Source organism: Dongia sp. (assembly GCF_041905885.1).
In the GTDB taxonomy this organism is placed as follows: Bacteria; Pseudomonadota; Alphaproteobacteria; order Dongiales; family Dongiaceae; genus Dongia.
The window spans coordinates 46076-66329 of the sequence record NZ_JAYRKD010000023.1; the positions used below are offsets into that span (position 1 = coordinate 46076).

Sequence of the window (20254 nt, forward strand, 5' to 3'; positions counted from 1 at the left end):
GGCGCGCGGAGCCGACATTCGAACTTCGTGAGTTGTGCTCCGGCTCCATTTTACTCGCGAGCGGTAGTCTGGCAGGCTGGGTTCACCTGCCGAGCAGGTGAGATGATGGAGGTCCTTGCGCATGCGCAATAACAGTCTCGCCTGGCTCCTGGCACTTTCGATCACGATCGCCGCCTTCCGGTTCAAGGAGCCAACAGCGGAACGATTGTCACACCGCACCGAACTCTCCTGACGCGTCCGGTCCGGTTCAAGAAACCCAGTCTCCGGTGCTCGACTGGGTGGGTTCACTGGACTCGTTGCAGGTTCCGGTACTGTGGGAGCAGGACGTATTTCACGATTCGACCACCCCGGTGCTCGGAAACCCGAAGGGTGACGTGAACGTCGTCGAGTTCTTTGACTGTCATTGCAGCTACTGCAAGAAAGTCGCCGCGGATCTGGCCCAGTTGATCGCCACCGATCCTGGCATCCGCCTCATAATGAAGGAATATCAGATCGAGGATTCGGTCACCGGGACCCAAAGCCGCTCTCGCCGCCGTCCGACAAGGCCGGTATCGCGAGATGCATGAAGTGCTCATGGCCTATCGCGGCCTGTTCACCCCAGCAGCGCTTGAGATGCTGGCAGCAGATGCAGCGCCGGCTGCGCGTCCCGCAGACCGGCGCTGCTTATGCACTATGACCCCGACGGACGGAAGGTCACGCCGTTCGGGCCCTTTCCGACCACGAACTCCTTCACGACCGATTGGCTTTCGACATCGACCATAGAGACCGTACCGGCAGCGATGTTCGTGACGAACACAGTCCGGCCGTCAGTGCTGACGACGACGCCGTGTGCGCCTGCGCCCGTGCGGATCGTCTCCACCACCGACCGAGTCGCCACGCTGATCACGGAAACTGTGTCCGCAGGGTCGTCCTTGCTCCCCTGGTTGGCAACGTAGACGAACCGGCCGTCGGGCGTCACGAACACTTGGATGGGCCCACGACCCACCTCCACCTTGCCAAGCACTTTCCTTGTCGCCGTGTCGACGACGGCGACCTTGTTCTCGTCACGCAATGAGACGAAGACTTGGCCGCCATCCGGCGTGAACCCAACCTGAACAGGTGCCCTCCCGACTGGAATGCGGGCCACTTCCGTCAGCTTCTCGGTATCGAGTACGGAGACGCTCCCGTCCTCGACATTGGCAACATAGGCGACGCTGCCGTCTGGGGTAAGCCGCAATCCATGTGGATACGCCCCAGTCGGAATTGTCTGCGATACCTTCTGGCGAGCGAGATCGACGACCGCGACGGCATTCTCTTCCGCCAAAGTTACAAAGGCGCGCGATCCGGTCCGGTCGACCACGACATGCGCCGGATGCTCTCCCACTTCGATCGAGGCGAGCGGACCCGAGGCGAGCTTGTCAGGATCGAAGACGAGCAGGAGGCCCTTCATGCCTTCCATTTCGGTCTCCTGGCCCGTTTGAGCTTGATCGTGACCCTCCATTGCCGCCGGGTTCCCGACCGCAAACAGGCGTCTTCCATCCGCGCTAATCTGGATGTTGTGAGGCGAAATGGCGACCGGAAGCGTCTGGACGTGTCCGTCCGTCAGGTTGATAGCGCTCATCGAGTTGCCGTATTCGTCCGCCGTGTAGACGAATCCGCTCATCGATGGAAGCACTGCCGTTTCCTGCCCGAACGCCACTCCTCCGCTGAGTGCGATATAGGCTGCCGCAGCGGCCGAAATCAGCCCGCTCCAGAACACATGGGAGCGCACCGGTGATTCGATTCTGGCCGCGATAGCGCGGACGGAAGTGCGATTGCTCAGCTGTCTGTGCATTGCTCTATCCTTTCAATCCATGAGTTGCGCTAGGCGACGTATTCCACGCTGGTCATCATTCCACTCGCCATGTGATAGAGATGATGGCAGTGGAAGGCCCACTTCCCGGGATTGACCGCATCGAAGGCAAGGGTGACGGTCCGCATCGGCGGAACCCAGACCGTGTCCCGAATAGCGCCGGAAAGACGCTTTCCATCGACTGCCACGACTTGGAAGTGGTGACCATGGATGTGCATGGGATGGCCCATCATGCTGTCGTTCCGCAGCGCCACCTCGACCCGCTGGCCAGCCCGGACATCCAACGGCTTGTGCTGTGGCCAGGTCCGGCCATTGAGCGTCCATACGTACTTCGCCATGTCGCCGCCCAGCACGAGCGATTCGCGAAGGTCGGGCTCCTTCTCCGGCAGCGGTCGTACAGCGCGGAGTCCGGTCTCGAACGCCAAGTCGAGCGCGGGAGAAGCCTGATCCGCTGCCGGCGTAAGGCGGGCGACTGCCCCACGCGTTGTTGCGAGTACGATGCCGGTGCGTTCCACGGCCCCTTCCCGCTGCGCGAGGACGGGCCAAGCGCCGCCGCTCTTCGGCAGCCGGATCCTGATGTCGATCCGCTGACCCATTCCGATCGGGAAGTCACGACCCGAGACTGGGGCAATCGGATTGCCGTCGACAGCGATAGCCTCACCTGTGAGTTCACCCAGCCGGATCCAGAAGGCGGTGGCCGTTGCCCCGTTGATCAGCCGGAGCCGGACGGTCCCGCCTGGCTCGATCTTGACGATTTCGGGATCGTTCAGAGTGCGGTCGTTGGCCAGGTAGGCTTCGTAAGAAAGATCATTGATGTCCATAGCCATGCCCGGCATCGACGACTTGGGGGCCGCCGCGGTGCCGCCATCCATCTCCATACGGCCCATGTCCATTCCGCTCATCTGCATGTCGCCCATCTGCATGCCAGGCATATTGCCGTGATCGGTGGACACAGCGGATCCTTGCTGGCCTTTCAGCTCGCTCAAGATTTCTTCTGGCGATTTGAAGGAGAAGTCGTGCAACAGCACGACGACGGGCTGTTCATCCAACCTCGCTTCCGCTGGATCCTCGACGATCAGAGGTGCCGCGAGCAGGCGCTGCTCCTGCAGCGTATGGGCGTGCATCCAGTGCGTACCCGGCGTCTCGAGTGGGAAGTCGTAATCATAGGCTCCACCCGAAGGCAACAACGCCTGCGGGAAGTCAGGGACGCCATCTTGCCCGTAGGGAGGCAGCAAACCATGCCAATGGATGAGGGTCGATTCTTCGCTAAGATTCTCCAGGCGAACCCGGAAGGGGCGGCCTGCCTTCGTCAGAATGCCCGGTACGCCGCTGGGTTGGGCGAGGCCGAACACTTTGGCCGCTTTGCCATCGACATCGATGGTTCGGCTGGCCACGCGAAGAATGGTGGTCTCGGCCTCGGCGGCTTTGGCCGCGCGAGCCACGAGTTTCGCCGCAAATGTCGCACCGGCCACGGTCGTGGCTGCGGACGCCAGTAGACGGCGACGAGAAAGAGAAAACATGGTGGTACTCCCAAATGTCGGAACGATTCGGCTGGTGGATCAGCCGATGAATCGCGACGCGGCTGCGTCGCTCTCGATCAGAGCGGGAGGGAGTACTGGGGCGGCTGCAGTTGCGGTGTGGTGCCCCAGCTCGTTCCCACGGCCCCGGTGACCGGCTGGAGATGCGGCTTGCCAGCCAAGAACGTCACCGGGCTCGCTTCGAGCGGCGCATAGAGCGAGCAGGCTACAATCATGCTGCAATGCGCCATCTTGGCATGATCGCCGGAATCGCAAGGCGCGGTGTCGTGGCTCATTGCGACCAGGGCGGCCGTTTCCACGGACGCTTCAGCCGGCACGGTCTGGCCAAGGTGCAGGACGACACTGAGCGCAATCAGAATGCTCAGAAAGAGAGAGGCACAGCGCCGATGCGCCAGCGCAGCCACCCTCTTCCTTCCATTCGCACCCTGGTGCATCAGCCTCTACTAGCTCCTTGACAATCAACATTGCCAGAATGGATTGCCGGCCGCATTGACCCACCTCAATTCCGGCACATGCGCCCGATGGCAGTTCCGCACCGAACCTCACGGGGACTTTCTACCTTACGTTCAGGCCAGACAAATGTGCGTCGCAGTGCCGTTGCCCGCAAGAGCCGAACAGTATCCTCGTTCGGATTCCGGGTGCGGCATTTTCTACCAGTTCTGCCTCAAGCCGGCCGGCCCCACCCGCTTTGACTTACGTCGATGTCGGAGAGACCCAACTGTGACATCGTCAGGTTAGGTCACCCGAGCCGACCTTGGAGCCGACGACCAGGGCGGTCAGCGCATCAAGGCGAAGCCTGCGCGACGCGGCAGTTCCGCTTGTGGGAATGGTGGGGCCGACGATTGCCGATGACATGATCCCCCTCCAGGATGCGCGTCCCTGGTTTTTGACGACTGGCGGCGAGTTTGGCTGGCCAGACTTGCGGCGGCGCCGTGTCGAAATGCGCTTTGACATGCATCAATCTACTCGGCGGTAACAATCTGCCAGTTCCCTACTAGATCTCCTGAGATTCCGGTGGGGTGAGACGTTGACATGAATCAATGCCGCGCTAGACCCAACTACTAAGGTCTAGTTGAGAATCGAACCAAGGTACTGAAGCTAAATGTGTAATTTGGCGGATATGGGCGTACTTGTAAGCGGTGGCGATCGCCGCCGTTGGCGCCCGATTCTTGCCTTCCTCGCAGTAACGATTGCACTCCTCGTTTTCTCTAGCCCTGAAGTGCCGGCACAGACCTACCTTGACGTCGGCCAGTACGAAGTGACCAGCAGCCCTCATCAATCAGGCGGTTGTGAGCAGCATGATTTGGTGCTTGGCCATTGCCACATGATGAACTCCGGTTGTTCGATGTCGATGGCGCCCAATACCACGCGTGCGATCTTCGACTTCACGACCGCTGATCATCTTTCGCCAATAGGTCAGGCCAAACCTCAGAGTCAGACCACTTCACCGAATCTCCAGCCTCCAAAACACTCCGTTCAGGCTTGATCTGCCCTGACGGGCGACGCTGTTCCCAAGCTCCGCCCTGAAGCAGCTGAATTTCAATTCAGCGATTGACCTGAATCATTGGAGTGATTTTCATGTCCATACTTTCTCGCCGCCACTTTCTGGCCTCGGGTGCCGCCTCTTTCGCAGGCGTAGCCGCCGCTGCGAAGCTCTCCACCCGCGCGACAATGGCGGGTACCACTGATCCAGCGCTATTGCGTGTGGACAGCCGAACGATCGAAGTGAATGGCAAGGCCGCAAAGGTTTTCGGCCTCGGGACTCCCGCCAAGACAGCTGGCCTGCGGATCGATTCCGGCGCCCGGCTCCGTATTCACCTTGAGAACGCTACGAAGGAGCCGACCCTGGTTCATTGGCACGGGCTGCTGCCTCCATATGGCCAGGACGGCGCGCCAGGACTGCCGCAGGCTTTGCTCCCTGGGGGGCAATCCTATGAGTACGACTTCCCAGTCAATACGCCGGGGACGCATTGGATGCACGCTCACACCCTGCAGGAGCAACGGCTGCTCGCAGCACCGCTGATCGTCACCGATCCCGCCGACGCCGGGCGCGATGAACAGGAAGTGGTCGTGCTGCTGCATGACTTCAGCTTCAAATCTCCCGAAGAGCTGCTGGCGGGGCTAAGCCAGAAGAATCTGGCATCAGCCGTACCCAGCGGCGGCATGGACGGCATGCAAATGGGCGACATGCCCGCAGCCGCGCAGCAAGGCATGACAATGGATACAAACGATATCCAATACGATGCCTATCTCGCCAATGACCGTACCCTCGATGATCCGGAGATCTTTCGAGTAGAGGCCGGTGGCACCGTCCGCTTGCGATTGATCAACGGTGCGACCGCTACCGCATTCTGGATCGATCTCGGCCGGCTGGAAGGCAAGGCTATTGCCGTCGACGGAAACCCGATCGAGCCTATCGCCGGTCGAAGGTTCCCGCTCGGCATGGGCCAGCGGATCGATATCGCAATCCAGCTGCCCAAAGATCAGGGGAGCTGGCCGATCCTGGCCCTGCGCGAGGGTGCGGTTGAGCGCACGGGGTTTGTGCTGGCGACCCGCTCTGCCGCCTTGGCGCGAATCATCCCGAGCGGAACAGATGCCACATCGGCGATCGATGCGACGTTTGAAAGGAGCCTCCGTGCCCGCCAGCCACTTGTCGATCGTCCGGCGGATCGGAAGCAGAGCATGACATTGAACGGCGACATGGCGGCCTACCGCTGGACCCTCAATGGGCAGGCTTGGGGCCAACATACGCCGATTGCCGTCCGGATGGGAGAACGTGTCGAGGTCACTCTGATCAACCAAAGCATGATGGCGCATCCGATGCACCTCCACGGCCATCACTTCCAGGTCGTCGCGGCCGCGGGAAATCGCTTCTCAGGCGCCGTCCGAGACACCGTCTGGGTCCCGGCGATGGGCAACATCACGATCGCATTCGACGCGGCGAACCCCGGTGAGTGGGCATTCCACTGTCATCATCTTTATCACATGGCGAGCGGCATGATGACGTCGGTCGTCTACCAGCAGGGTTGACATGACTTCCCATCATATGGACACGAACCAGCCGGCAACACCACACCATGGAAGCGGCCCGATGCGGACAATAACGATCGATGTTTCAGGTCTGATCTCGATGCTGGATCACCTCGGCGTCGAAAAGCGGCTTCGGGCTATTGTCGGCGTGCGCAACGTCGAGATCAATGCGGCGTCTTCCGGTGCCACCATAACTTACGACGACCACCAGACAAACGCGCAGGCGATTAAGCGTGAAATCGAGGCCTGCGGCTTCCATTGCCGCGGCGAGAGTGTCCCCCGCCATCTCTGCAGGCCGGATGCCACCGCTGTTTCGCGAGCGGAACTCACGACACCTTCTGTGAGCCCCACCCACGATGACCACGCTCATCATCACGGCAACAGGCACCAGGCTGCTGTGCCTGCACACGACACGATGGCGCATGAAATGGGCCATGGTGCCGGCATGGACATGCAGGACATGGTCAAGGATATGCGCAATCGCTTCCTGATTAGCCTGGTGTTCAGTATTCCACTGTTTGCAATGTCCCCCATGGGGCTGGGCGAACCATGGCTGAAGCCACCTCTCGGGTGGAACCCGGAAGTGGTGATGTTCTTCTTCGCCAGTGCAGCGATCCTCTACCCGGTCTGGCCATTCGTCGTCGCTGCCGTGCGTGCTCTCCGCAACGGCGTACTCAATATGGCGGTGCTCGTGTTGCTAAGCGTCGGCACCGGGTACCTATTCAGCGTTGGCGCTACCTTCCTCTTTGCGGGACAGCAATTCTACGAGGCATCCGCCGTCCTACTGGTGTTCATTCTCCTCGGCCACTGGCTGGAGATGAGGGCGCGGGCTGGCGCCTCGGCGGCGATTCGCGCTCTGATGAATCTCGCACCGCCCAAAGCCGTTGTTCTTCGCGGAGGACAGGAGATCGAGCTTCCTACCGCCGACGTTATGAAGGACGACATCGTCATTCTGCGGCCGGGAAACAAAGTGCCGGTGGACGGAGAGGTGATCGAGGGCGAGTCGGCCATCGACGAGTCGATGCTGACGGGAGAGTCGATGCCTGTCAGCAAGAAGGTGGGTGACGCAGTGATTGGCGCCACCATCAACAAGAGCGGCACCCTACGCTACCGCGCGACGAAAGTTGGAGCCGATACCGCGCTTGCGCAGATTGTAAAGCTTGTACAGGAGGCACAGAACTCGAAGGCACCCGCCCAGCTTCTTGCCGATCGCGCGTCCCAGGTCCTCGTTCTCGCAGCCATCATAATCGGCATTGCCACATTCGCTGCCTGGTACTGGTGGTTGGGGCAATCGCTGTTGTTCGCGATGACGCTCACCATCACCGTCTTTGTCATTGCTTGCCCGGATGCCCTTGGCCTTGCCACGCCGATGGCGGTGATGGTCGGCACCGGCCTCGGCGCGATGAACGGCATCCTGTTCAAGAACGCCGGTGCCCTGGAGGAAGCCACCAAGCTCAAGGTCATCGTCTTTGACAAGACGGGAACGCTAACCATGGGCCAACCGAAGGTCGTGGACGTGGTCCCCGCCGCGGGATTCACCTCCGACGAGGTGCTGCGCGTCGCAGCAGCCATCGAACGCGGCTCGGATCATCCGCTGGCACTCGCCATCACAGAGCGTGCGGCGGCGTTGAATGTTCCGGCCATTCAGGGCTTTCTCAATCTGGAAGGCAAAGGAGCACGGGCTGCGATCGAGGGGGCATCCGTTCTTCTTGGAAACAGCCGTTTGATGGCGGAAGAGAATGTCGATTTTGCGGATTTGCAAGAGAGAGCCGAGGCCCTGAAGGGCGCCGGACGGACGGTGGTTCACGTTGCAAGATCCGGCAGGCTTCTCGGACTCGTTGCAATTGCCGATGCGCCACGACCAAGTGCCAGAATGACGATCAATGAACTGCGCAAGCGCGGGCTGAAGGTCGCCATGCTGACCGGTGACAACGCCGGCACGGCCGAGAGGATCGGGAAAGATCTCGGGATCGACATCGTCCTTGCGGATGTCTTGCCGGGCCAGAAGGCAAGCAAGATCAAGGAGCTGCAAACCCAGGGCTTCAAGGTCGGCATGGTTGGCGACGGAGTCAATGATGCCCCAGCGCTTACGCAGGCCGACGTCGGCTTTGCGATCGGCGCGGGCACGGATGTGGCAATCGAGAGCGCTGACGTCGTGCTGATGAAGAGCGATCCGCATGACGTCGTCGGTGCAATCGAGTTGTCGCGGGCAACTTTGCGCAAGATGCACCAGAACCTCTGGTGGGCTACCGGATACAACCTGATCGCATTTCCTTTGGCGGCAGGGGTCTTCTATCCCTTCCTCCTTAGCCCGGAGGTCGCCGCGCTGGCCATGTCCGGCAGCTCGGCCTTGGTCGCTATCAATGCCTTGCTATTGAAACGAACAAGACTGAAGGGCCAGAGGGCGGAGACCCTTCCGCCCGACGGTCCGATTGAAACGGCTGCAACGAGGAGAGAAACGTGATGGGTAGCTTTGACATGATGGCGTGGTCTGCCTGGCATTGGGTCGTGTTTGCGGCGTTCGCGGCGCTGATCCTCTATCCGGTCGGCCGGATCCTCACTCGGATCGGTTTCTCTCCCTTCTGGTCGATAATCGTGTTCATCCCTCTTGCGAACCTCATCGGCCTCTGGATCTTGGCGCTTTCCGTTTGGCCTCGCGCGTCCACTGCCAAGAACCGGTGAGCTCGAACTCCACTTATCCGGCCGAGGCGCAGCTGGCATCGGAGGAGCCCTCTATTGTGAAACTCAGAGGATGAAATGCCCCTTACACTGACGTTCCTGGGTGGCGCCGGCACCGTGACCGGCTCGAAATATCTGCTCGATGCCGGAAGCGATAGACTGCTGGTCGATTGCGGCCTGTTTCAGGGCCTGAAGCAGCTGCGGCTTCGGAACTGGACGCCGTTCCCGGTGGAGATAGGTTCGGTCGGCGCGATTGTGCTCACGCATGCGCATCTGGATCACTCCGGGTATCTGCCGTTGATCGTGCGCGACGGCTATAGCGGCCGCATCCATTGCTCATCTGCAACCGAGGAACTCTGCGGGATCCTCCTGCCGGACAGCGGTCATCTGCAGGAGAAGGATGCGGAATTTGCCAATCGGCACGGATTTTCCAAGCACGCACCGGCGCTGCCGCTCTATACGCTTGAAGATGCAAAGCGCTCTCTGGAGCGATTCGTCTCTGTCCCGTTCGAGACCGATCAGGAGTTGCCAGGCGGCGCTCGCCTTCGTCTTCGCCGGGCCGGCCATATCCTTGGAGCAGCAATTGTCGAATTGAACTGGAAGGGCGTTAAGACCGTCTTTTCCGGTGACCTCGGCAGGTACAATGACCCGATGATGGTCGATCCAACGCCTGTCCGCCAGGCTGACTATCTGTTGATCGAATCGACCTATGGCGGTCGGCGCCATGATCGCCGAAATCCTCAGGATGCATTGGCAGAAATCATTGCACGGACGGTGGGACGCGGCGGCACGGTGGTGGTTCCGGCTTTCGCGGTGGGCCGCGCTCAATCTCTTCTCTTCTACCTCGAGCAGCTCAAATCCGCCGGCCGGCTGGGCAATGTCCCGGTCTTCCTGGACAGCCCGATGGCAATCAATGCAAGCGACCTCCTCTGCCGCCACATCGGGGATCAAAGACTCTCGTCCGAACAGTGCAAGAAGGCATGCAGTATCGCTCACTACATCCGAGACGTAGAGGATTCCAAGGCACTTACCGTCAATCCAATGCCGAAGGTCATTATTTCGGCAAGCGGGATGGCCACTGGTGGTCGCGTGCTTCACCACTTGAAGCGATACGCTCCGGATCCCAGCAGCACGATCCTGTTCGCCGGTTACCAAGCCGCAGGAACGCGCGGCGCCGCGATGGTCAGTGGGGCGGAGAGCGTCAAGATTCATGGTGAGTACATTCCGGTGCGGGCACCGGTCGAAAATCTTTCCATGCTTTCAGCCCATGCCGATTCGGATGAGATCCTCAAATGGCTCGGCGGGTTTGAGCGCGCGCCGCGCATGACTTTCATCGTCCATGGCGAGCCCACGGCATCCGACGCCCTGCGGAAACGCATCGAGGAGGAACTCAAATGGCCATGCACCGTCCCGGAGCACGGCCAGAAGGTCAGCCTCACATGACCCGCTCGCTGGCCGCAACTCCGACGACCACCGCAACAGACCACTCGTTGCAAGCCCGTCGCCTGGGCGTTCACACCCAGGATCAGGCGATCGTATTCATGCGAACAGATTGCCACGTTTGCCGCTCGGAGGGCCTATCCGCCCGGTCGCAGGTCTCGGTGCGGTCAGACGATCAAGAGATCGTGGCGACGCTCTATCAGATCTCCACGGATGTCGTTCAGCTCAACGAAGTGGGCCTGTCCGAAGCCGCCTGGCACCGGCTCCAAGTCACCGATGGCGACCGCTTGACCGTACGACATGCGGATCCGGTTGAATCGCTCGCGGAGATGCGGCGGCGCATCTATGGTCACCGGCTGGACGATGGATCGCTCAGATCAATCGTCTCCGATATCGTAGCTGGTCGATACTCCGACGTGCATCTTTCCGCTTTTGTGACGGCTTGCGCCGCGCTTCCGCTCGATCACAACGAGACGATCGCACTGACACGAGTCATGTTCGAGGTTGGAGAGCGCTTGTCCTGGCCGGGCTCGCTCATTGTCGACAAGCATTCAGTCGGCGGACTTCCGGGAAACCGGACCACGCCGATTGTCGTCGCTATCGTCGCGGCGCACGGTCTGACGATGCCGAAGACGTCCTCTCGGGCTATCACATCACCGGCAGGAACCGCTGATGCAATGGAGACGCTTGCACCCGTCGACCTAGATCTCGCCGCGATTCGTCGTGTGGTCGAACGCGAATCCGGCTGTATCGTCTGGGGCGGCTCGGTCCGGCTCAGCCCCGCAGACGATGTCCTCATCCGGGTTGAGCGGGCCCTTGATCTCGATAGCGAAGGCCAACTGATCGCATCCGTGCTGTCGAAGAAAATCGCAGCCGGATCAACCCATGTGGTCCTCGATCTTCCAGTAGGACCGACGGCAAAGATCCGCAGCGCGGACACAGCCGCCACTCTGTCACAACGCTTGGTGGACGTCGCCGGCGCATTCGGATTGCAGGTCAGGGTAGTGCAGAGCGACGGATCGCAGCCTGTGGGGCAAGGCATTGGTCCGGCCCTTGAGGCCCGGGACGTGCTTGCCGTCCTCCAAGATTGCCCGGGCGCACCGGCCGATCTTCGGGATCGCGCCTGCACCCTCGCGGGTGCCCTTTTGGAGCTTGGCGGCGATGTTTTGTCAGGGACAGGCAGGTCGCTTGCAGGGCAGATCCTTGCCGATGGTCGCGCTTGGAGGAAATTTCAGAACATCTGCGAGGCACAGGGCGGAATGCGTATCCCTGCCGAGGCGGCGCATCAACATCCACTCCTGGTCGCTCGGTCCGGTCGGATCGTGCGGATCGACAATCGCAAGCTTGCCAAGCTGGCAAAACTCGCCGGTGCGCCAGATTCGAAGGCGGCTGGCGTGCATATGGAGTGCAAGCTCGGACACCAGGTGCAGGCCGGCCAGCCATTCTGCGTGGTGCATGCGGAGACCCGGGGAGAGCTGGAATATGCTCTCGACTATGCGGCGGCGCATCTCGATATCTTCGAGGTGAGCGCGGATGAGTAACCTCCTTCTGATGCCGATGCCTGGCAACGAGGAAATGACATCCAGGCTTGGCGCAGTGCTGGGCGCCGACGTTGGTATCCTCGAAACGCGTCGCTTCCCGGATGGCGAGGCCTATCTGCGGCTGAGGACGGACGTTTCCGGCCGGTCGCTGGCGATTGTCTGCACGCTTGACCGGCCTGATGAAAAGTTCCTCCCGCTCAGCTTTGCGGCTTCGACCGCCCGCGACTTGGGAGCGGCCCGGATCGGGCTGATCGCGCCGTATCTTGCTTATATGCGGCAGGACAAGAGGTTCAACGAAGGCGAAGCAATCACGTCGAAGTATTTCGCCGCGCTGGTCTCGCCGGAGTTCGACTGGCTCGTGACCGTCGATCCCCATCTCCATCGTTATTCCTCGCTTGGCGAAATCTATGCGATCCCAAGTCGGACTGTGCATGCCGGTCCGGCGCTGTCTGATTGGATCCAGCGCAATGTCACCCGGCCACTCGTGATCGGACCGGATATCGAAAGCGAACAATGGGTGCAAGCGGTCGCGCGCGCCGTCGGGTGCCCATATGCTGTCCTGCGCAAGGAAAGACTTGGTGATCGTGACGTCGTGATATCGCTTCCCGACCTCTCCGCGTGGAAAACTCGCATGCCGGTTCTAGTCGATGACATTGCGTCGTCAGCCCGCACGATGATCGAAGCCTGCAGGAAGTTGGTTTCTGCCGGCCTTCCGGCCCCGATCTGCATTGCCATCCATGCTCTCCTCGCCGACGACGCTTACAAGGAATTGGGAGACGTTGCGGCTCGAGTCGTCACGACGAATACGGTGGTACATGAGAGTAACGACATTGATTTGTGCGGTCTCATTGCGCCTGAGGCAAGAACATTGTCCGGATTGTAGCGAGACCTCCTCTGGCTGAGAACGTCATAAGGGACTTTCCTGAAGGAAATGCCTTTGGACGTCTTGCTCAGCCATATGTGGCCGATGGCGCTGATTGCAACTGGTACCCTCTCGCTGGGAGCATGGCTGTTCCGCAATCAGCTATCCTGATATCTGTGCGCTGCAAGGGATAAGGAACCAATACACGGTGCGGACCTGGCTGGCGAAGCATTGCCTCCAGGGGACTTACAGCCCGAACCGCCGGAGCTCGTTCCCCCCGGCAAAGCCGTATCCCTTTAACGCCATTTTACAGGGCCGGGCTTCTCTGGCAGGCTGTGACCGTTCGTCGCCTGTTCGCGCGGCCGGACGAATTTGGGGGCTACCTTGTCGGATGCAATGCAACTGCTGCTCGACCGCTGGCGAGCCGATCCGAACGGGACCTATCGGTCCTGGTTCCTTTGGGAAGAGCGCATCAAGAATTTTCGCTCGATCCGGCGCGGGCTTCAGGAAGTCGTGACTGAAATCGAGAACGGCACCTTCGGCAATGCATATCGAGGTTCCACGCTCGAGACGGTCGTTCACTCGATCGCTGAGCAGCGTCAGATCTTCAGAGGTGCCGACCATGCATTCCTCTGGAAGCCGAAGCTGCGTATACCCGACATTTACGAGCACGCCGACAACCAGCGTGCATTCGGTCGACTCCTTGACGTCTGCCTCTGCTGCGATGCCGATGAGCAAATCCTGGCAGCGATCCACGACATCGATGCAAAGAAGATCAAGGGCCTGGGACCCGCGGTCGCGAACCTCCTGTATTTCCTCCACCCGACGCTGGTTCCGCCTTTCAACACTGCTATCGTCAATGGCTATAACATCCTGACGGGTGCAAAAGTTAAGCTTGGCCGCTGGGACGAATTCCTGGCCATGCGCAAAGGGATCCTGGAACTCAACGCTCAGTATCGCAGTGTTCTCTCCAACGATCTCGGCGCCGTTGGCGGCCTGTTGTTCGACATCGGCAGCGGGCGCTATCCCGCGCCTCCACGGGAAGACGACAAAGCAGCCGTGCTGGCCTGGCAACAGGATTTGGCGCGCGTCCGGGAAGAGGCGTTCAAGGCGAACAAAATCATCACCGAAGCTCGCGCGAGCGATCATACGCACACCGAGATCCAAAGCTGGCTGCGGGACCTGGGAATTGCCCTCGGCTACGACGTGTGGGTGGCCGCGAACGACCGCGGCCGGCAACTGAACGGTGGCAAGCTGGGCGATGGTTGCCTGGACACCCTTCCCGCAATGGCGACGGGCGAAAGCAACGATGCTGTTCGCCTGATCGACGTCCTATGGCTGGACAAGGCCGCTGGTGGCATCGTCGCCGCATACGAGGTCGAGCATACAACGTCGATCTACTCCGGCATCGTGCGCATGTTAGACCTCGCCCTTGGAGACAAAGCGCATGCATTGGAAGGCCTCTTTCTCGTCGCCCCGGACGATCGCGAGGGAGAGGTGCGCGCGCAAGTCGCCCGGCCGGCTTTCCGCCGGATCACTGACCTCAAAGTGCTCTATCTGCCCTACGGTGAGTTGCGCACGCACCGAGAGGCGATCGCCCGGTTCGGCCATGGCATGAAACCAGTGCAGTCCATTGCACGCGTCCTGGCCTGAGGCCCGTCCCAAATGATTCGGTCTGCACGGCGGGTTTCAAGAGGCTTCAACCCGGTGGGGAATCAGCGGAAGTCCTGGTCGTATGTGAATTCGATTTCGGTCGGCGTCGTATCGCCCTTCTTGGTGACCGCGAGCAGTATGCGATAGGTTGCACCCGTTGGGAGTTCAAAGAAGTTGCCATAGGTGACGGTATCGGCAATCGCCATCGGTTCCAGAGCCTTTGACTGCGGTTCGCGGCCGGATCTGGTCACGGTCGCCGCCACTGTCGCATCGCTGATCCGGTCGCCAGTGGCGGCATCGAAGATCGCGACAAGCAAGTGATAGCTGGGCTGTCCCGACGCTCCCGCACCGTGCAAGTCGGCTTCGCCGTGGCTCCGGGCGACGCCGCGGGCGATCGCGGCGGGAACGACGCCGAAGTAGGCTGTGAGCCCCTGTGTCGTGACGGTTTGGCCGCTGTCTTGGGCGTGGGCCGACCCGATGCCCAAGAAGGCTCCGGCCAGAACAACCGCTACAAGCGAGACAACCTTCAACATTTCTTCATCCTCATACCCTTGCCGGACCCATCTGCCGAGACAGCCGCCGACCTCCTCACGCTTGAGCTGCAATCGCCGGTCTCTTTGTCCTCGCCTCAACCGGCACGAGCTGCCCCGCTACGCTCCTCAAATCGTCAGCAGACATCGTCTCTTTAATCAGCAATTCCGCGGCCGCGTTTTCGAGCAGCTTGCGGTTCGATTCCAGAACAGTGACGGCCTTCTCGAATGCAGTTTCGATGAGCCCTCGTACGGCGCTATCGATGGCAGTCGCAGTCTCCTCCCCGTAGTGCCGCGGGTGCCAGTCTCCACCGCCAGGCACTCCAAGTAGGGGCGCCGGCTCAGATTCATAAGAGACCTGCCCGAGTTTTGGATCCATGCCGAAGCGAACCACCATGCTGCGAGCAATCTCGCTTGCCTTGGCGAGATCGTCCGCCGCTCCGGTGGACACTTCCTCAAAGGCCAGGTTCTCCGCTGCACGTCCACCGAGCAGCACGGCCATGCGGTTCATCAACTCGGCACGGTCCACCAGAAAACGGTCCTCAATCGGCCGCTGAATGGTGTAGCCGAGGGCGGCAATCCCGCGCGGGATGATGGAGACCTTCTGGACCGGATCGACGCCGGGCAACGCCATCGCGACCAGCGCATGGCCCATCTCGTGATGCGCGACGACCGCGCGCTCATGAGGATTAAGGAGGCGATTGCGCTTCTCAAGTCCGGCGACGATCCTCTCGATGGCCTGGGTGAAGTCGTCCAAAGTCACACTGTCGGCACCACGGCGCGTGGCGAGGAGTGCCGCCTCGTTGACGAGATTTGCAAGATCGGCTCCCGAGAAACCCGGCGTCAGCGCCGCGATGTCATCGACCGGAATGCCGGAGGCGAGCTTGATCTTCTTAAGGTGCACACGAAGTATCTCGGATCGCCCCTTCTTGTCCGGACGGTCGACCAGAACCTGTCGGTCAAAACGCCCGGCGCGCAGCAGTGCCGGGTCGAGGATCTCCGGCCGGTTGGTGGCGGCAAGCAGCACGACACCGATCGATGTGTCGAAGCCGTCCAGCTCGCTTAGAAGCTGATTGAGCGTTTGCTCCTTTTCGTCATGGCCACCGCCACCGGGGATGAAGCTGCCGCGCGCCCGACCGAGTGCGTCCAGCTCGTCGATGAAAACGATTGCAGGCGCTTGTTTGCGCGCTTGCTCGAAGAGGTCGCGCACGCGTGCAGCTCCGACGCCCACGAACATCTCGACGAACTCCGAACCGGAGATGGAGAAGAAGGCGACGCCCGCTTCGCCGGCGACTGCACGCGCCAAGAGGGTCTTACCGGTACCGGGAGGACCGACCAGCAGTACGCCCTTCGGAACATGCGCGCCAAGCCGACCGTAACGCTGTGGGTCCTTGAGGAAGGAGACGACTTCCTTGAGTTCATCCTTCGCTTCATCGACCCCCGCCACATCGGCGAAGGTGGTCTTGATGTCGGTCTCAACGAAGACTTTTGCCTTGCTTTTGCCGATTGCCATCATGCCGCCCATGCCATGGCCGGACGCCATGGGGCGGACGAGGAACATCCACAGCAACAAAAACCCGAGTGTCGGCATCAGCCAGCCCAGGACCGATTGCCAAAGGCCAGGTCCGGCCTGCCCGGAAAAGCTCAAATTATCCTTCTGGAGCCTCTCCGCGAGCGCGGGTTCGACCCGATTGGTCAAGAAATGTTGCGGCTCATTCTCCTGGGCGTCCTTAATGGTGCCGCTAATGGTTGTCTGTCCGATGAGCAGGTCGGAGATCTTCCCCTCATCCGCCAGCTTTTGGAATTCGCTGTACGGAATCTCCTTGGTATGAGACGGCTGGTTGAGCCAACTCTGAATGAGCATGACCGCCAAGAACGCGGCGATGACGTACAAGAAGTTGATTTGATGCTCGCGCTTGATTTCCATGGTCCTTGTCCTAACAGAGAGGCGCCGTGATCTTCCTCGAAGGCCGATCTTACCGCGGCTCTAGCGCTGCCCCATCTGCCCGTCCTTCGCGCCGCCGGTAAGACGTCCCAGCCTGGGAATGAACGCCGGCACATCGCGCATGTAGGACTTGTAGGCCTCGCCGAATTCGGCAATCGACTCCCGCTCTTCAATGCGCGCGAGGCGCGAATACATGAAGACCAAGACCGGAAACATTGCCAGAGTCAGCAATGTCGGCCATTGCAGCAAGAAGCCGAACATCACCAGCACGAATCCGTCATACTGTGGGTGACGCACATAGGCGTAGGCTCCAGTGGTTGCCAGCATGTGGCGGTGCTGCGCGTTGTAGAGCACCTTCCACCCGGCCGAAATGAGCCAGAAGCCGCCGCCGATGAAGATGAAGCTCAGCAGATGGAAGGGTCCGAAATGCGGGTTGGCGCGCCAGCCGAACATCTCCTCGAGGAGGTGCCCAGCGTCATGGGAGAACCAATCGATGCCCGGATAGCGGCTTTGCAGCCAACCCGAGAGCAGATAGATCGTCAGCGGGAAGCCGTACATTTCGGTGAAGAGCGCCACGAGGAACGCGCTGAAGGCACTGAAGGAGCGCCAGTCGCGCTTTGTCTGCGGCCTGAAGAAGGTGAAAGCAAAGAAGATGAAGATGGCCGAGTTTACGACAACCAGCAGCCACAAGCCGTAAGCGGGAGCATTGTCATCCATGGAGATTCTCCAAATCGAGTTTGAGCCTCAATGCTGATGCGGCGGGCTGTTCTGGCGCTTGTCGGACCGCACTTCATCAGCGTCCCCGCCTCCGCCATGCCCCCCGTGACCGCCGTGCATGAAGATATGCAATAGCGGACATGCGAGGATCAGCAGGAGGGGCAAGTATCCAAGAAATGGAATGAGATGTGCCCGATGCTCCGCCACGAGATAGAACCCGCCGATCGCGAGGAACGCGATCAGCACGATGTTCGTGCGCGATGCAAAGAAGCCGTCTTTGTTACGATCGTGCTCAGTATGATCCATATCGACACTCCTTCAGCTTTCTGCTCGGGAAACACCGGCGAACTTAGGCTACCAGTATGGCAACGCGACGACTTTGACTCAGCGCAACCCGGCATCGTCGGCAATGCCTGCTCACCCCAGCTGATGCGATGGCACAAGAAGGCGCGGCAACCCGATGCTGGCCAACAGGCCTACCAAGACCACGACAGAGGTAAGTGTAAACGATGCATTGACGAAGACTTTGGCGTCGAAGAACAGGCCTCCGGCGGCCGATCCAATCGCCTGGCCAAGGCTCGCGACAGCCGTCTGCCACCCAAGCCGGGTACCTTGCATTTCGCCGGCGCCAAGCGAGATCCAGTAAGTGGCGATGGGCGAGAGGACCCCTGCACTGGCTGCCACCACGGCCACAGAGATGGCCATTGCGACGCCGGTTTCTGCGAGAGGCACCACCGCCAAGCTACTCGCCAGAATGGCAAGCGCTGGTGCAAAGAACCAACGCGTGAATTCTATCTTGATGAACGGTGAGAACACTAACGTCTGAACGACGAGCATCACCAAACTGCACTCCATGAACATGAGGCCGAGCTGCGAGATGTTCATGCCAAGGGTTTGCGTACCCAGCAGCGACAAGCCGACTTCAAAGGCTCCCACCGCCAGGGCTGTCACGAACGATACGGCGAGCAATCGCCAAAGGACGGTGCCATTGGAGGGAGGATTGAGCGCCGCCTGCCTATCGATCGCGCGCGGGACTCTTTCCGGCACTAGCTTCCAGATCGCAAGCGCAATCACGAGCGCAAGGGCTGCCGTGATATAAGAGGGCGCCTGCAACGGTATTCCCGTGCTTGGCCCCGGCGTGACTTCTCGGGCAATAAGCGAAGTTAAGCCGCCGAGCATGGGGCCGATCAAGAAGCCGGAAGCACCGGCAATGTTGACCATTGCGAACCGATGTGCGCGCCACTCTTTCGACGGTGCGTGATCGCCGATCAGGGCGTAGACGGCCGGCGTGATCGCTGACGCAAACAGCCCGTTGAGAAGACGCGAAAGATAGAGCAGTGCAAGCGTATCCGCGATGGAGAACAGTGCCAGGGTAGATGCGAACCCCAACAGACCAGCCAAGATCACGGACCGGCGACCATGCCGGTCCGCTGCGCGGCCCCACAGCGGCGCAAATAGAAAGAGCGCGAGCGTATAGGTTCCGGTGAGCATCCCGGTATGTCGCGATAAGCTCTCGCGATCCGATGTTCCAACAATCTGCGCAATCATGGGCGGCAGAACGGGCAGCAGGTAGCCATATCCGACCGTAATCACGAACATAGCCAACAGCAACGAAATCAGGCTCGACCATCGCAGTGGATGAACGATGCGTTCTTCAATAACGCCGTCACCGGGAACATATGCACCGGCTTGCGCTGGATTGTTGTTTCCGCTGACCCAGTTCGCATTGTGCTTTTGCACAAATCGAGAATCCGCGATCTTGACCGCTGCCATATGCGCACTCCGCAGTGAGACGCCGCTCAAGGCCAGTGTCCATGTGAACAGTCGCGCCACGACCGGCTAGATGTAGCGCGGTGTTAATATTTCGGAAGGCGGATACCGGAGAAATCCTGGCGCATCGCCCTCTCAGCTCAGTGGAGAATCACTCTTTCCGCCAGGCATCGCCAAGAACCACTGTCTTTCGATAAATCGAGGACAAGTGTAGGACGGGAACCTGGTTGAGCTAGACGTCACCGAGCGCAATGTCACCCGGTCAGGTGAGGCGAGGCGGCCGCTCGTCGGGAGATTTTTGTAGCCCGCCAGATTCTGAGAGATCTCTTGCACTGGTGTCGCTCAGCGAGAACATCGAAATCGGCGGCAAGTCGTCGGAGGAAATGAGGCTGACAGAGGGGCATGGACAGTTTGCGCCGCAACATGGAAAAGGCGCCTTGGACTGGCCGCAAGGTTGCGGCGCGGGAGCCTCGGTCGATGCCTCGTACATGACGCTTCGCGCGATTCCTTCGGCCGCTACGCTAACCCCGGGCTCGTTCGGAGCGGTGGCTTGAAATTCCACGCGGAGTTCGAGAGCTGAAGAGGCGGCGGACGGCTCGGCAAGCACGAGCCCGGCGATCAAGAACATCACCGCAGCAATCCGCGACGCAAAGTCTGCTCGTTCCATCCACATGGATCAGCACCACGAGTTTCGTCCAATAGCCATGAGGCCACGTGA

At 60.5% G+C, this 20254-nt stretch carries 16 protein-coding genes; 8 read left to right on the top strand and 8 right to left on the bottom strand.

The genetic code is table 11. The features are described from left to right. Positions 1-266 precede the first annotated feature (266 nt). Positions 267-566, top strand: coding sequence for a thioredoxin domain-containing protein (locus ACH2CY_RS20540; protein WP_395021318.1), 300 nt, complete (start codon positions 267-269; stop codon positions 564-566). Positions 567-670: 104 nt separating this feature from the next. Here the strand turns inward: ACH2CY_RS20540 and ACH2CY_RS20545 are convergent, their stop codons facing one another. The 3 genes from ACH2CY_RS20545 to ACH2CY_RS20555 form a co-directional block, all read right to left on the bottom strand. After that, positions 671-1813: a cytochrome D1 domain-containing protein gene (locus ACH2CY_RS20545; RefSeq protein WP_395021319.1), complete on the bottom strand. Its 1143-nt coding sequence runs from the start codon at positions 1811-1813 to the stop codon at positions 671-673. A gap of 29 nt (positions 1814-1842) precedes the next feature. Next, positions 1843-3351 carry a multicopper oxidase family protein gene (locus ACH2CY_RS20550; protein WP_395021321.1) on the bottom strand — a complete coding sequence of 503 codons (1509 nt, stop codon included), beginning with the start codon at positions 3349-3351 and terminating at the stop codon, positions 1843-1845. A gap of 77 nt (positions 3352-3428) precedes the next feature. Beyond that, the gene (locus ACH2CY_RS20555) at positions 3429-3773 is read right to left on the bottom strand and encodes a hypothetical protein (protein ID WP_395021322.1); all 345 of its coding nucleotides are present in this window, start codon (positions 3771-3773) and stop codon (positions 3429-3431) included. A 1174-nt stretch (positions 3774-4947) separates the two neighbouring features. On the opposite strand from ACH2CY_RS20555, the gene ACH2CY_RS20560 reads away from it, so the two are divergent. The 7 genes from ACH2CY_RS20560 (at position 4948) to ACH2CY_RS20590 (ending at position 14574) form a co-directional block, all read left to right on the top strand. Continuing rightward, the gene (locus ACH2CY_RS20560) at positions 4948-6399 is read left to right on the top strand and encodes a multicopper oxidase family protein (protein WP_395021323.1); all 1452 of its coding nucleotides are present in this window, start codon (positions 4948-4950) and stop codon (positions 6397-6399) included. 16 nt (positions 6400-6415) lie between these two features. Further along, positions 6416-8863, top strand: a complete 2448-nt coding sequence (locus ACH2CY_RS20565; RefSeq protein WP_395021324.1) for a heavy metal translocating P-type ATPase — start codon at positions 6416-6418, stop codon at positions 8861-8863. Beyond that, a complete protein-coding gene (locus ACH2CY_RS20570; RefSeq protein ID WP_395021326.1) occupies positions 8863-9081 on the top strand; it encodes a hypothetical protein in 219 nt (72 codons plus the stop codon). The genes ACH2CY_RS20565 and ACH2CY_RS20570 overlap by 1 nt, the downstream gene beginning before the upstream one ends. A gap of 75 nt (positions 9082-9156) precedes the next feature. Beyond that, complete coding sequence (locus tag ACH2CY_RS20575; protein WP_395021328.1) at positions 9157-10521, top strand: MBL fold metallo-hydrolase RNA specificity domain-containing protein; 1365 nt, start codon at positions 9157-9159, stop codon at positions 10519-10521. Then, positions 10518-12059, top strand: coding sequence for a thymidine phosphorylase family protein (locus ACH2CY_RS20580; RefSeq protein WP_395021329.1), 1542 nt, complete (start codon positions 10518-10520; stop codon positions 12057-12059). Before ACH2CY_RS20575 ends, ACH2CY_RS20580 begins: the two co-directional genes overlap by 4 nt. Next, positions 12052-12942, top strand: a complete 891-nt coding sequence (locus tag ACH2CY_RS20585) for a ribose-phosphate pyrophosphokinase (RefSeq protein WP_395021331.1) — start codon at positions 12052-12054, stop codon at positions 12940-12942. Before ACH2CY_RS20580 ends, ACH2CY_RS20585 begins: the two co-directional genes overlap by 8 nt. Positions 12943-13317: 375 nt before the next feature. Then, the gene (locus ACH2CY_RS20590; protein WP_395021332.1) at positions 13318-14574 is read left to right on the top strand and encodes a type II restriction endonuclease; all 1257 of its coding nucleotides are present in this window, start codon (positions 13318-13320) and stop codon (positions 14572-14574) included. Positions 14575-14636: 62 nt separating this feature from the next. Here ACH2CY_RS20590 and ACH2CY_RS20595 read toward each other — a convergent pair whose 3' ends face one another. The 5 genes from ACH2CY_RS20595 to ACH2CY_RS20615 all read right to left on the bottom strand — a co-directional run bounded on the left by ACH2CY_RS20595 (position 14637) and on the right by ACH2CY_RS20615 (position 19539). Then, entirely contained in the window at positions 14637-15179 is a 543-nt protein-coding gene (locus ACH2CY_RS20595) for a hypothetical protein (protein ID WP_395021334.1), read from the bottom strand. Further along, positions 15163-17025: an ATP-dependent zinc metalloprotease FtsH gene (ftsH, locus tag ACH2CY_RS20600; RefSeq protein ID WP_395021394.1), complete on the bottom strand. Its 1863-nt coding sequence runs from the start codon at positions 17023-17025 to the stop codon at positions 15163-15165. The genes ACH2CY_RS20595 and ftsH overlap by 17 nt, the downstream gene beginning before the upstream one ends. A 66-nt stretch (positions 17026-17091) precedes the next feature. Continuing rightward, positions 17092-17766 (bottom strand): methyltransferase family protein, encoded by a 675-nt coding sequence (locus ACH2CY_RS20605; RefSeq protein ID WP_395021336.1) that lies wholly within the window; start codon positions 17764-17766, stop codon positions 17092-17094. 27 nt (positions 17767-17793) lie between these two features. Continuing rightward, the gene (locus tag ACH2CY_RS20610) at positions 17794-18072 is read right to left on the bottom strand and encodes a DUF2933 domain-containing protein (RefSeq protein WP_395021338.1); all 279 of its coding nucleotides are present in this window, start codon (positions 18070-18072) and stop codon (positions 17794-17796) included. 111 nt (positions 18073-18183) lie between these two features. After that, entirely contained in the window at positions 18184-19539 is a 1356-nt protein-coding gene (locus ACH2CY_RS20615; RefSeq protein ID WP_395021339.1) for an MFS transporter, read from the bottom strand. Positions 19540-20254: the final 715 nt, after the last annotated feature.